This is a genomic window from Tsukamurella sp. USMM236 (genome assembly GCF_037148755.1).
GTDB lineage: Bacteria > Actinomycetota > Actinomycetes > Mycobacteriales > Mycobacteriaceae > Tsukamurella.
Window position 1 is genome coordinate 362,580 of the sequence record NZ_JBBCSS010000002.1, and the last position, 12,160, is coordinate 374,739.

Annotated in this window: 9 protein-coding genes; 7 read left to right on the forward strand and 2 right to left on the reverse strand. The window is 72.5% G+C overall.

The annotated features are described in order from the left end of the window. Window positions 1-91 precede the first annotated feature (91 nt). Entirely contained in the window at window positions 92-1,114 is a 1,023-nt protein-coding gene (locus WFK95_RS07625) for a glycerophosphodiester phosphodiesterase family protein (RefSeq protein WP_224645119.1), read from the reverse strand. 98 nt (window positions 1,115-1,212) lie between these two features. On the opposite strand from WFK95_RS07625, the gene WFK95_RS07630 reads away from it, so the two are divergent. From WFK95_RS07630 to WFK95_RS07640, 3 genes are read left to right on the forward strand one after another with little or no spacing between them, the layout of a single operon-like run. Beyond that, window positions 1,213-2,718: a DUF3375 domain-containing protein gene (locus tag WFK95_RS07630; protein ID WP_336670343.1), complete on the forward strand. Its 1,506-nt coding sequence runs from the start codon at window positions 1,213-1,215 to the stop codon at window positions 2,716-2,718. 1 nt (window position 2,719) lies between these two features. Continuing rightward, window positions 2,720-3,508, forward strand: a complete 789-nt coding sequence (locus tag WFK95_RS07635; RefSeq protein WP_224645117.1) for a DUF4194 domain-containing protein — start codon at window positions 2,720-2,722, stop codon at window positions 3,506-3,508. Continuing rightward, window positions 3,505-6,867: an ATP-binding protein gene (locus WFK95_RS07640; protein WP_336670344.1), complete on the forward strand. Its 3,363-nt coding sequence runs from the start codon at window positions 3,505-3,507 to the stop codon at window positions 6,865-6,867. The genes WFK95_RS07635 and WFK95_RS07640 overlap by 4 nt, the downstream gene beginning before the upstream one ends. 39 nt (window positions 6,868-6,906) lie before the next feature. Here the strand turns inward: WFK95_RS07640 and WFK95_RS07645 are convergent, their stop codons facing one another. Further along, complete coding sequence (locus WFK95_RS07645; protein ID WP_224645115.1) at window positions 6,907-7,860, reverse strand: AraC family transcriptional regulator; 954 nt, start codon at window positions 7,858-7,860, stop codon at window positions 6,907-6,909. A 149-nt stretch (window positions 7,861-8,009) separates the two neighbouring features. On the opposite strand from WFK95_RS07645, the gene WFK95_RS07650 reads away from it, so the two are divergent. From WFK95_RS07650 to WFK95_RS07665, 4 genes are all read left to right on the forward strand, one after another. Next, window positions 8,010-8,975 (forward strand): cyclase family protein, encoded by a 966-nt coding sequence (locus WFK95_RS07650; protein ID WP_336670345.1) that lies wholly within the window; start codon window positions 8,010-8,012, stop codon window positions 8,973-8,975. A gap of 5 nt (window positions 8,976-8,980) precedes the next feature. After that, the gene (locus WFK95_RS07655) at window positions 8,981-10,636 is read left to right on the forward strand and encodes an AMP-binding protein (protein ID WP_336670346.1); all 1,656 of its coding nucleotides are present in this window, start codon (window positions 8,981-8,983) and stop codon (window positions 10,634-10,636) included. Window positions 10,637-10,722: 86 nt separating this feature from the next. Next, window positions 10,723-11,499, forward strand: a complete 777-nt coding sequence (locus WFK95_RS07660; protein WP_336670347.1) for a PIG-L deacetylase family protein — start codon at window positions 10,723-10,725, stop codon at window positions 11,497-11,499. A 32-nt stretch (window positions 11,500-11,531) separates the two neighbouring features. After that, on the forward strand, window positions 11,532-12,143 hold the full coding sequence (locus tag WFK95_RS07665; RefSeq protein ID WP_224645111.1) for a TetR/AcrR family transcriptional regulator: 612 nt from the start codon (window positions 11,532-11,534) through the stop codon (window positions 12,141-12,143). The last annotated feature ends 17 nt before the right edge of the window (window positions 12,144-12,160 follow it).

Sequence of the window (12,160 nt, forward strand, 5' to 3'; positions counted from 1 at the left end):
CACGCCGAGAGCACCCGAGAGCCTCGGTGGATTCCTGCGGTCGACGAGCGGCGTGTCGTCGCCGACACGCACCGAAAGTGCTGGTCCGCCCCTACGAGGAGGCGGGCAGCGCGATCCCCAGCTCGCGGAACACCGCACGGGCGCGGTCCGGGTAGTCGGTGATCAGCCCGTCCGCGCCGTCCCGCAGCAGCGCCCGCATCGTCGCGGGATCGTTGACCGTCCACGGGATGACCTTCAGGCCCAGGCCGTGCGCCCGTCGGATCAGCTCCGGCTTTGTGAAGCGCACGAAGTCCGCGTCGCCGACGCCGCCGTCCTGCGGATCGCCCTGCACCGGCGAGACGGCCGTCAGTCCGGGGATGGTCGCCTTCGCGGCCCGCACCCAGTCGCCGCCGTAGGCGTCCACGTCGAGCCCCAGCCACGGCGACCCGCCCGGCTTCCCCGTCTGCAGGAACTGCTCGCCGTTGGTCAGCGCGATCAGCCCGACGCCCGGGAGCAGCGGCCCGATCTCCCGCAGGGCGGTCCAGTCGAAGCTCTGGATCGTGACCTGCCGGGCGAGGCCGGAGCGCGTGATCTCCCCCGCCACCGCCCGCACGAACTCGCCTCGTGGCGCCGTCTCCGACGGTGCCCCCGCCTCCACCTTCGTCTCGATGTTCATCCGCACCGGCGACCGGCGCGCGCGGACGAGATCGAAGAGCTCGCGCAACTCGGGGATGCGGGCTCCCGCCACCACGCGCTGCGAGGCGGTGACCTTCTCGTATCCGCAGTTCATCGTCCGGACCTGGGCGTAGGTCAGGTCGCGGACGTACTTGCCGACGTACGGGTACTGCGGGTCGCCGGGCGTCGCCGGCGCGGTGTCCGCGCACTTGCGTGCGTCCACCTTCCGGTCGTGCGTGATCACGACCGTCCGGTCCTTCGTCACCTGCGTGTCCAGTTCCAGCGTGGTCACGCCGAGCCGCATCGCTGCGGAGAAGCCCTCCAGCGTGGACTCCGTCTGCAGGCCGAGCCCGCCCCGGTGCGCCTGCAGGTCGACGGTCCGCGGCGCCGCGCCGGCCGGAGCCGCCCCGACCAGCAGCGCGAGAGACAGAGCGATGATCGTCGGACGCCGCAGGTTCATGAACCGCACGCTAGGCCGCCACGGTGAACCCGACCTGTCCGCGACATGAAGGGCTCCCCGATACACTGGACCGTCGCATACGCAAGGGGAGGTACACGATGGCGCAGTCGGCCGCGCAGCTGTACGCCGCGTTCACGGACAACGCCGACAACGACGTCGCGCTCCGCCTGCTCCGCTCCCCCCACGCCGTCGCCTACCTGGCACTGATGGCGGCGCGGCTGGGCACGGGCCCCGTCGACGCGGAGGAGTTGGGCGACGCGCTCACCGTCGACCTGCAGTCCCTGCAGAGCCACTTCACCGAGCGCGCCCGACCGGTCCCGGCCGGTCCGGACGTCCTGGACCAGTGGGTCAAGCACGGCTTCGTCTCCCGCACCCTCGACGAAGACGACCGCGAGGTCATCCAGCTCACCCGCGGCGCCACGACGGCCCTCGGCCAGGTGCAGGCGGTGTCGCTGGACCGCAACGTCGCCACCGAGACCGCGCTCGAGCTCGTCACGGCCCGCCTGTCGGCGGTCGCGGTCACCGTCAGCGCGGACCCCGACGACCACCTCCGCGCCCTGGACCAGCAGATCGCCGAGCTCACCCAGCGACGCGAGGCCCTGCGCCAGGGCCTCATCCCCGAGTACGACCGCGACAAGGTGGTCGACGACCTCAAGATCGTCAGCTCCCTCGCCGAGCGCATGCCGGCCGACATCCTCGGCTACGGCGAGAAGCTCCGCGAGCACACCCGGGCCCTCCTCACCCACGGCCTGGACGCCTCCGACTCCACGGAAGCCGAGGCCTACGCGAAGACGCTGCAGCGCCTCTTCGACGGCCACGACGAGCTGGCGAACACGCCCGAGGGCAAGGCCTTCGACGCCTTCTACACGCTGCTCTCGGACCACCGCCTGCGCCGCCAGCTCGAGACCTCGGTCGCCTCCGTCGTGCACGAGGTCGTGCTGCCGGACGACCTCAGAGACTCCCTCACCGGCTTCCTCGACCGCATGTGGATGCAGGTCCAGCGCGTGGACGAGATCCGCGGCCAGGTGTATCGCCGCATCAACACCTTCGTCAAGGACGGCGACTTCCTGCAGTACCAGTCGCTGCGCGCCCGCATCACCGAGGCGCAGCGCGCGGCCGTCGACGCCTTCGACACCGTCTCCGCCGGCCGCGACACCGGCCTCGCGGTCCCCATGTCGGCCGTCGACACCAGCTCCGTCGGCGCCCTGCGCTTCCACGACGGCATCGTCACCCTGCCGCCCGAGGTGCGCGAGACCTCCGGTGAGTTCACCATCGACCCCGCCCGCCTCGTCGGCCGCGAGGCGATCGACTGGGACGCACTCGCCTCCGCCATCAACCAGCAGGTCAGCGCGTCCGACGGTGCCGACATCACCGAGATCCTCGCCGCGATCGACGCGCCCCGCGCCGGCGACGTCGTCGGCGTCTGGTCGCTCGGCGCGCGGTACGGCACCGTCGACGAGGACCGCCTGGTCACCGTCGTCGCGCACACGAAACGGGGGCCCCGCGAGATGACGGTGCCGCACATCGCCTTCGCCGCCGCGCTCCCGCCCCTGACCCCCGCCTCGGCCGCGCCCGAGCCCACCACGCTGTTCGAGCAGGAGTGACATGACCGACGAATCGCTCGACGCCGCACTGGACATCGCGGACGACGTGCTCCCCGAGATCGACCTGGCCGACTTCAGCATCGCCGACGACGAGGCGATCAAGTCGCTGCGCGGCGCCGACACCGCGCCCCGCTTCGATGGCGACACCTCCGCGCTGCCGAACTCGGTCTGTTACGCGCTGCAGGAGCTGATCGCGGCGCCGCACGTCTCGTCGCGGTCGAAGAACTGGGCCGTGATCGAGGCCGAGGAGACGCTGCTGCGCAGCAGGCTCTCCGAGCTGAACCTCCTGCTGGAGATCAACCGCGAGACCAAGCACGCCTTCACGCGCCAGGTCAGCGAGAACGACCCGCGGCAGCGGAATCTGCTGCGCGCGCAGAGCCTCTCGCTCGCCGCCTCGGTGCTGGCGCTGTTCCTGCGGCTCAAGCACCTGTCCAGCCCGGACGAGACGGCGGTCGTGGAGCGGCAGGAGATGATCGACCACCTGCTGACCTTCCGACCCGCGCGCGACACCGACGAGGCCGGCTTCGTGAAGAAGGCCGACGCCGCGATCAACCAGCTGGAGACCCGCCGCCTGATCCGCCGCGTCGGCACCAGCGACCGGTGGGCCGTGCACTCGGTGATCGCGTCCCTGCTCACCCCCGAGCAGGTGGACCTCTACACCGCCGCGTACCGCGACCTCGCCAGCACCGATCAGGACCTGGGCGAGGCGGCGGCCCCCGTCGACGACGGCGAGGACGGCACCGTCGAACCGGAGAGCCGGCCGGAGAACGAGACCGAGGAGCAGCAGTGACCCGCAAGCATCTCGGCCAGTACCGCCTCACCCGCCTGCAGGTGGTGAACTGGGGCACCTTCGACGGCTACAAGGACTTCCCGATCGACGAGCGGGGCGTGATCCTCACCGGCCCGTCGGGCTCGGGCAAGAGCTCGCTGATGGACGCGCATTCGGTGGTGCTGCTGCCCACCTACGACCAGTCCTTCAACGCCTCCGCGGACATGACGGCGAAGGGCGCCAAGCGCGCCGCCCGCTCCATGGCGGACTACGTGCGCGGCGCGTGGTCGGTCAACGACGACGAGCACCAGCAGTCCAAGGTCCAGTACCTGCGCGGCGATTCGGCCACCTGGTCTGCCGTCGCCGCGACCTACGACAACGGCGCCGGCAACGTGACCACGGCCGTCGCCGTGAAGTGGTTCCCGGGCAGCGGCACCGACGGCGCCTCGCTCAAGTCCTGGTACCAGTTGCATTCGGGCGCCTTCGATCTGCTCGACCTGCAGGAGTGGGCGACCGCCGGCTTCGACACCCGCGGCTGGCGCTCCCGGCACAGCGGCGTCGAGTCCTTCGACACCCAGGCCGCCTATCAGGACGCGCTGCGCCGCCGCGTCGGCATCGGCACCTCCTCGGCCGCGCTCGCGCTGCTCGGTAAGGCCAAGGCCATGAAGAACGTCGGCGACCTCGACGCCTTCATCCGGACGTACATGCTCGACCGGCCGCAGACCTACGCCCGCGCCGAGCGCCTGGTGGAGAACTTCACCCAGCTCGACGAGGCCTACCGGGCCGCCGCGCGCGCCGAGGCGCAGGAGAAGGTGCTGCGGCCGATGCCGGAGGCCTACGAGAAGTACCGCTCCGCCACCGTCGGGACGAGCCGCGCGGCCGACCTGCTCGGCGCGCCCGTCCGGTCCTACCTGCGCGGGCACAAGCTGCGGCTGCTGCAGGAGCAGATGGACCGGATCGAGGGCGAGCGGGCCGGCACCGACGCGCAGATCGCCCGCTGGGAGGACCGCGCCGAGGAGCGCAAGATCCGCTACAACGACCTGCTGCACCGGCTCCGGCAGGAGCAGGGCGAGGTCGGCGTTCTCGAGGCCGAGCTCCAGTCGCGCGAGCTGCAGACCCAGGCCCGCCAGCGCGCCTACGAACGCTTCGCCGCCGCGGTCGAGAAGCTCGGCGAGCGCGCGCCGGAGTCGGCGGAGGAGTTCGCCGCGCTGCGCGAGCAGGTCCCCGGCATCCGCGACCGCGCGACCGAGGCCGCCGAGGCCCTCGCGGGGCGCGTGCACTCCGCGTACACGGACGAGTCCGACGCGCGCCGCGCCGTCGAGTCCGTGGACGACGAGCTGTCCGTGCTCGACCGCCGCGCCTCGCTGCTGCCGCCCGCGCTGCTGGACCAGCGCGACGTGATCGCCCGCGCCACCGGCGTTCCCGCGGAGGAACTTCCGTACGCGGCGGAGCTGATCGACGTAAGGCCCGCGGAGCAGGCGACCTGGGCGGGCGCCGCCGAGCGCGTGCTGCGCCCGCTGGCCACGACGCTGTTGGTCCCCGCCGAGCACCAGCGCGCCGTCGCCGACCACGTCAACGCCAACCGCGTCCAGGGCGTGCTCACGTACCAGGTGGTCGACGGTGCCGACCCCACCCGCCCGGATCCCGGCTCCCTGGCCGCCAAGCTGACGGTGGACACGTCGACCGAGGCCGGACGATGGCTGTCCGGCGCGGTCGCGCGCGCCGCGCGGCACACCTGCGTGGACTCCCCCGCCGAACTGGAGCGCCACGAGCAGGCCGTCACCGCCGAGGGCCTGGTGAAGAACGCGGGCGGCCGGTTCCGCAAGGACGACCGCCGCGCCGTCGCCGACCGCTCGCAGTGGGTGCTGGGCACCAACACCGGCAGCAAGCGCGAGGCACTGCAGCGCCGCCGCGACGAGCTGGCCGCCGTGCACGCCAAGGCCGCCGAGGCGTCGGCGACACTGCGCGACGACCTCGCCGAGCACAAGGCCGTCACCGACAGCGCCGCCGGCGTGCTGGGCTACACGTCGTGGGCCGAGCTCGACCACTGGGCGGCGAAGGCCGAGGCCGAGGAGCTGGCCGACCGGATCTCCGACGCCCGCTCCGGCAACGCGGACCTCGGGGAGCTGGAGCTGCAGGCCGACAACGCCTACGGCGAGCTGGCCGAGGCGCAGACCCGCATCGGCGCCCTCACCGAGACGATGAACCGCGCCGGCACCGAGTTCGACGATCTGCTCGCCGAGTTCGAGAAGATCGACGCCGAGAGCGCCCCGAAGCTGACGAGCGAAGACGAGGACTTCCTCGCGACCGCCCTGTGGCACCTGCTCACCGCCGACGAGGCGAAGCCCCGGCGGCTCACCCTCGACTCCTTCGGCGAGGTCCGCGCCGACCTCCGCGCCGAGCTGGAGCGCCAGCAGGCCGCCGCGACGGCCGAGCGGGACGCCGCCGAGGCGCGCATCGTCCGCACCGCCGAGCAGTTCCTGCGCGAGTGGCCCGACGCCTCGACGGAGCTGTCCGCCGATGCCGCCTCCGCTCCCGACTTCGTCGCGGTGCACGAGAACCTCGTCGCGCACGGCCTCGCCGCCGCCACGGAGAAGTTCCGCCGGCTCATCACGACCGACGTCAGCCACTCGGTGTCGAACCTGTTCAAGGAGGTCGACGACACCCACCGGGCCATCACTCGCGGCATCGCCGACGTCAACGCGGGCCTGCGCCGGGTGGAGTTCAACGAGGGCACCTACCTGCAGATCGCGTACGCCGCCCGGCCCACGCCGGAGGCCACGGAGTTCGCGAAGCTGGTCGACGAGATGGTGCGCGACGCACCCGCCGCGAAGCGCGCCGAGCCGGCCGCGATGGCGGCGCAGTTCAAGCGCATCCGCGGCCTGGTGTTGCGCCTCACCGGCGACGACCCCGAGTCGCGCCGCTGGACGGAGAACGTCCTCGACGTGCGCACCGGCTACTCCTTCTACGGCAAGGAGAACGCCGTCGGGGCCGAGCCGGACGCCCCCGCGGTGGTCACCTACCGCAACACCGCCACCAACTCCGGCGGCGAGCAGGAGAAGCTGGTCGCGTTCTGCCTCGCGGCGGCGCTGAGCTTCGCCCTGGGCAGCCACGGCATCGACGGATCGAACGAGCCCGCCTTCGCGCCGCTCATGCTCGACGAGGCCTTCAGCAAGTCGGACGAGCGCTTCTCGGCGCAGTCGCTGCGGGCGTTCGAGCAGTTCGGCTTCCAGCTCCTCATCGCCGCCCCGATCCGCATGGTCGGCATCGTCGAGCCCTTCATCGGGCAGGTGATCCTGGTGGACAAGCAGGTCACGCCCGACGGTGCCCGCTCGGACGCCCGGTACGCGACGTTCGGCGAGCTCGCCCCGTCACGCTGACCGGTCCGCCGCCCCCGGCGGCTGCGCGGGTCGCGTGCGTCAGTCGGCGGCGCCGGCTCGGTGCGCCCGCGGCGAGCGCCCGAACCGCCGGCTGAAGGCGGTGCTGAACGCGCTCGCCGAGCCGTAACCCACGGAGTCGGCGATGAACGCGATCCCGCGAGCGGCCCACCGCGGATCGGTGAGCCGGTCCCGGGCCAGATCGAGCCGCTCGCCGCGCACGGCGTCGGAGAAGGTCTCGCCGGTGCGGGAGAGCACCGCCTGGATGTGCCGCGCCGACCAGCCGACGGCAGCCGCGACGCCCGCCAGGCTCAGGTCCGGCTCGGTGGCGTGGGCGCGCACGTGCCGGAGCACCGCGGCCCGGACGTCGTCGTCGGCGGCGCCGGCACCGTCGGCCTCCCCGCTGGCGGCGAGGCAGAACAGGTCCACGGCGCGGTCGCAGGCGGCGTCGAACTCCGCCGCCGTGAGCTGCTCCCGCTCGTCGATGAGCGCCGCCGCGAGGTCCCGGGTGACCCGGCCCAGCCCGCGGCCGCCGCGCAGCCGCACGCCCTCCTTGGCGACCGAGCCGAGCGTCCGCGAGACCCGGTGCTCGGGGATGAGCAGGGCCAGCGCGGAGGCGTCGTCCTCGTGCGCGAGCACGAACGGCGAATCGATCGAGACGAGCACCATCTCGCCCGGCATCAGCGCGCTCTCGGTGACGTCGCCGCCCACGTGCAGCGCGCCCTTCAGGGGCATGAACAGCTCGTAGTGGCCGCGCGGGTCGTTGCGGATGCCGCGGGCGTCGCGGCGCACGTGCTCGCGCTGGCTGGTCCAGGAGACCAGTTGGTACTCCTCGGTGCGCTGGCGCAGCACGTCGCCGCGGTAGCCGTCGCCGTCGAAGGAGATGTCGAACTCGCCGTGGACGCCGCTGCACCAATCCCGCCACGCTCCGTGCGCGCGGGAACCGGTGAGGCGCCGCTCGGACCCGGTGACCAGGCCGTCGATCGTGTACGGCACGCCCTGCTCCTCCCCTCCCGCGGCGCGTGCGCCTGCGCGAAAGAACCGTGCGCGCGGGCGAACGTCCCGCCGCCGCGCGCTTCCTACCTTCGATTGTGACACGCGTCACCGCCGGGCGAGCCCGGCGCACCGTCGAACCAGGAGGACCGATGACCGAACAGACCGTGACCGCGCCCGACCTCGGCGACCTGCTCGCCCAGGCACCGTCGAACTGGGGCAAGTGGGGCCCGGACGACGAGGTGGGCTCACTCAACTACCTCGGCCCGGAGCAGGCCGTCGCCGCCGCGGCGCTGGTGCGCAGCGGCAAGGTCTTCACCCTGCAGCGACTGATCGGCGACCCCAAGGGCGACCCGGTGTGGCCCGGCCGCAGCCCCGCGGTGCGCACGCAGATCATGGACGAGGCGAGCTGGGACGGCGCGGAGGCGCCGCAGTTCCCCGGCGGCCTGCACTACGCCGACGACAAGATCGACGCCTTCCTGCAGGGGTCCACGCAGTACGACGCGCTGGGCCACGTCTGGTTCGACGGCAAGCTGTGGAACGGCTACGACGCCCGCACGACGGTCGGCGGCATGGACGTGGCGAGCGTGGAGCCGATCGCGCAGCGCGGCGTGGTGGGCCGCGGCGTGCTGCTCGACATGGCGCGCTTCCGGGGCAAGGAGCACCTCGACACCGCGGAGACCTTCGACCACACCGACCTCGAGGCGTGCGCCGCCGCGCAGGGCGTGCAGCTGCGGCCGCGCGACGTGCTGCTCATCCGCACCAACTACCTGCAGCTCTTCTTCGAGCTCGGCGACGCCTTCTACGAGGGCTTCTGCGAGCCCGGCCTGCAGTACAGCCCAGAACTGGTGCAGTGGTTCGCCGACAACGAGATCCCCAACCTGGTGACCGACACCATCGCCAACGAGGTGACGACCGACCAGAATAACGGCGTCGCGCTCACCCTGCACTGCGCGCTGATGCGCAACCTCGGCGTGGTCTTCACGGAGATCACCGACCTCGAGGCCCTGGCCGCGGACTGCGCCGCCGACGGCGTCTACGAGTTCATGTACACCGCCGCCCCACTGAAGATCGCGCAGGGCAGCGGCGCGCCCGTCAACCCGGTCGTGGTGAAGTGAGCACCGTGACGGGATCCGCGCAGCGCCCCTGGGTGGGCCGGTACGAGTCGCTGCCCGCGGAGGTGGACATCGCCTTCGACAGCGCGCTCGACATGTTCCGAGCGGGCGTCGCGAGCCATCCCGACCAGGCGGCGATCCGCTACTTCGACGGGACCATCACCCGTCGGGAGCTCGACGCGCTGACGGACGCGCTGGCGGCCGGACTGCTCGCGGAGGGCTTCGCGCCCGGCGACCGGCTCGCGCTCTACCTGCAGAACGTGCCCCAGTTCGTGATCGGGATGGTCGCGGCCTGGAAGGCCGGCGGGTGCACCGTGTCGATCAACCCGATGAGCCGCGCCCGCGAGCTCGAGAACCTGCTCCTCGACTCCGGCGCGACCGCGCTCCTCGCGCTCGACGACCTGTACGAGGACGTCGCGCGCGACGTGGTGCCGGGCACCGCGGTCCGCACGGTGCTCACCACCAGCGGCCTCGACCTGCAGACCCGCGCCGATCCCCGGCTGTTCCCCGGACCCCGCCGGGCGACGCCGGAGGGCGCGAAGGACCTGCTGGAGTTCGTCGAGGAGCACCGCGGCGAGGTGCCACCGCCCGTCTCCCCCGGGCCCGGCGACACCGCCTTCCTCACCTACACCTCGGGGACCACCGGGAAGCCGAAGGGCGCGATCAATACCCACCGCAACGTGGTCTTCACCGCCACCGTCTACCGGGACGCGGCGACGTTCGCGCCCGGCCCCGACGCGGCGGTGCTGGCGATCGCTCCCCTGTTCCACATCACGGGCCTCATCGGGCACATCGCGCTGAGCATGCTCGCCCCGATGCCGATGATCCTGGCGTACCGCTTCGACCCCGCGGTGATGCTGGAGACGATGCGCGAGCACCGCCCCACCTGCACGATCGGCGCGGTCACGGCGTTCAACGCGCTGCTCAACCATCCCGACTACGACCGGGACGCGTTCGCCTCGCTCGCGTCGGTGTACTCGGGCGGCGCGCCGATCTCCCCGACGGCCGCGCGGCGCTTCGCCGAGGCCACGGGCCGGCCGCTGCACAACGCCTACGGCCTCACCGAGACGACGAGCCCGATGACGGTCTCGCCGTTCGGCGTGGAGATCCCCGTCGACCCGAACTCGGGCGCGCTGTCCGTCGGGTTGCCGGCCCCGTCGACGGCGGTGCGGATCGTCGGGGACGACGGTGCCGACCTCCCGCTCGGGGAGATCGGCGAGATCGTCGCCGAGGGGCCGCAGGTGGTCGCGGGGTACTGGAACAAACCCGAGGAGACCGCAGCCGGGCTCCCCGGCGGCGCGCTGCACAGCGGCGACGTGGGCTTCATGGACGAGCGCGGCTGGGTGTTCATCGTGGACCGCAAGAAGGACATGATCAACGCCTCCGGGTACAAGGTGTGGCCGCGCGAGGTCGAGGACGTGCTCGCCGAGCACCCCGCTGTCCGCGAGGCCGCCGTCGTCGGCGTCCCCGACGAGGTCCGGGGCGAAACCGTGCGGGCCTTCGTCAGCCTCATGCCGGGCGCCGAGGCCGCGCCGGAGGAGCTCATCGCGCACTGCCGCGAGCGGATGGCCGCGTACAAGTACCCCCGCGACGTTCGGATCGTCGCGGAGCTGCCGAAGACGGTGACCGGGAAGATCCTGCGCCGCGAACTCCGCGACGCCTGACCGCCGGCGGCCCGTCACCGGCCCGCCACCCGGCGGTGGCGGACCGGCGGCGGGCCCGGCGGCCGCGGAACTGCTATACAGAGCGCATGGCCTCGGTCGTCGCGCTCAACGCCCACCCGGACGACGAGACGCTGCTCGCGGGCGGCACGCTCGCGCGGTTCGCGGCGGAGGGACACCGGGTGGTGATCGTGGTCGCCACCGACGGGATGATGCGCGGCGACGACGAGCCAGAGCCCCGACGACGGCTCGACGAGTTGTCAGCCGCCGCCGCGGAACTGGGCGTCCACGAGGTGCGCTGGCTCGGCTACGCCGACAGCGGCCACGGCGGGGAGCTGTACCCGGACCCGCCCGGCCGGGTGCGGCTCGTCCGTGCCGGCGTCGACGAACCGGCGGAGCGGCTCGCGGCGATCCTGCGCGAGGTATCCGCCGACCTGCTGCTCGGCTCCGACGAGGCCGGCGGGTACCGGCACCGCGACCACCTCGCCGTGCACCACATCGCCCGCCGCGCAGCGGAACTCACCGGCGTCCGGCTCGCCGAGGCGACCGCGCCGCGGGAGTCGATCCTGCGCGTCCTGGCGATCGCCGTCCGCCTGCGGTTCCTGCGACCCGGCCACCTCGAGCAGGCGCGCACCTGGTTCACGCCGGCGGCGCAGATCACGCACCGCGTCGACGTGCGCCGGCACGTCGCCGCCAAGCAGCGCGCGCTCGCCGCCCACCGGTCGGAGATCGCGAAGTCGGGGACCGTCGCGCGGATCCTGCGGCTGGTGCTCCACCTGCCCGCGTGGGTGCTCGCACCGCTGGTCGGCACCGAGTACTACGTGGAACCGTCGGGAGCTACGTCGCCGGCGGACCGGCTCCTCTGACATAGCTAGATCAAGTGATCTATAGTTAGATCATGCGATCTACCGAGACCTTCACCGAGCAGGCCCGGCGCGCCCAGATCACCGCCTGCGCCATCGACGCCATCGCCGAGCTCGGCTACGCGCAGGCCTCCGTCCGCAAGATCGCCGACCGCACCGGCGTCGCGATGAGCGTGGTGCTCTACCACTTCGGCGACAAGGACTCCCTCATCGCGGCGGTCGTCTCCGAGTGCTACCGCACCCTGTTCGAGGTCATGGTCCCGGCGGTCGACGCAGCCCCGACGGCCGGCGGCAAGCTCGAGGCCCACATCCGCGCGCACCTCGGCTACCTCGCGACCCACCCCGCGCACCAGGTCGCGATCACCGAGATCGGCAACGGCTTCCGAGGCAAGGGCGGCATCCGCCTGTGGGACCTGCCCGTCGATACCGAGCACGACGACGCCCGCGGGCGCGTCGAGCTCGAGGCCATCCTCCGGCAGGGCGTGGACACCGGCGAGTTCCGTCCGATCAACCCCGCGTCCATCGCCTCCGCCGTCCGCGGGGCGATCGGCAACGCCATGTTCAGCCGGATCGTGGACCCCTACTTCGATCTGGACGGCTACGCCGACGACCTCGTCGACGCCTTCCTCCGCGCGTGCGCACCCTGACCCCATCGAATCGAGGC

What these genes read in the sequence shown, in the direction of transcription:
- WFK95_RS07625 (WP_224645119.1), bottom strand. Translation starts at nt 1,114, where the DNA reads ATGAACCTGCGGCGTCCGACGATCATCGCTCTGTCTCTCGCGCTGCTG.
- WFK95_RS07630 (WP_336670343.1), top strand. Translation starts at nt 1,213, where the DNA reads ATGGCGCAGTCGGCCGCGCAGCTGTACGCCGCGTTCACGGACAACGCC.
- WFK95_RS07635 (WP_224645117.1), top strand. Translation starts at nt 2,720, where the DNA reads ATGACCGACGAATCGCTCGACGCCGCACTGGACATCGCGGACGACGTG.
- WFK95_RS07650 (WP_336670345.1), top strand. Translation starts at nt 8,010, where the DNA reads ATGACCGAACAGACCGTGACCGCGCCCGACCTCGGCGACCTGCTCGCC.
- WFK95_RS07660 (WP_336670347.1), top strand. Translation starts at nt 10,723, where the DNA reads ATGGCCTCGGTCGTCGCGCTCAACGCCCACCCGGACGACGAGACGCTG.
- WFK95_RS07665 (WP_224645111.1), top strand. Translation starts at nt 11,532, where the DNA reads ATGCGATCTACCGAGACCTTCACCGAGCAGGCCCGGCGCGCCCAGATC.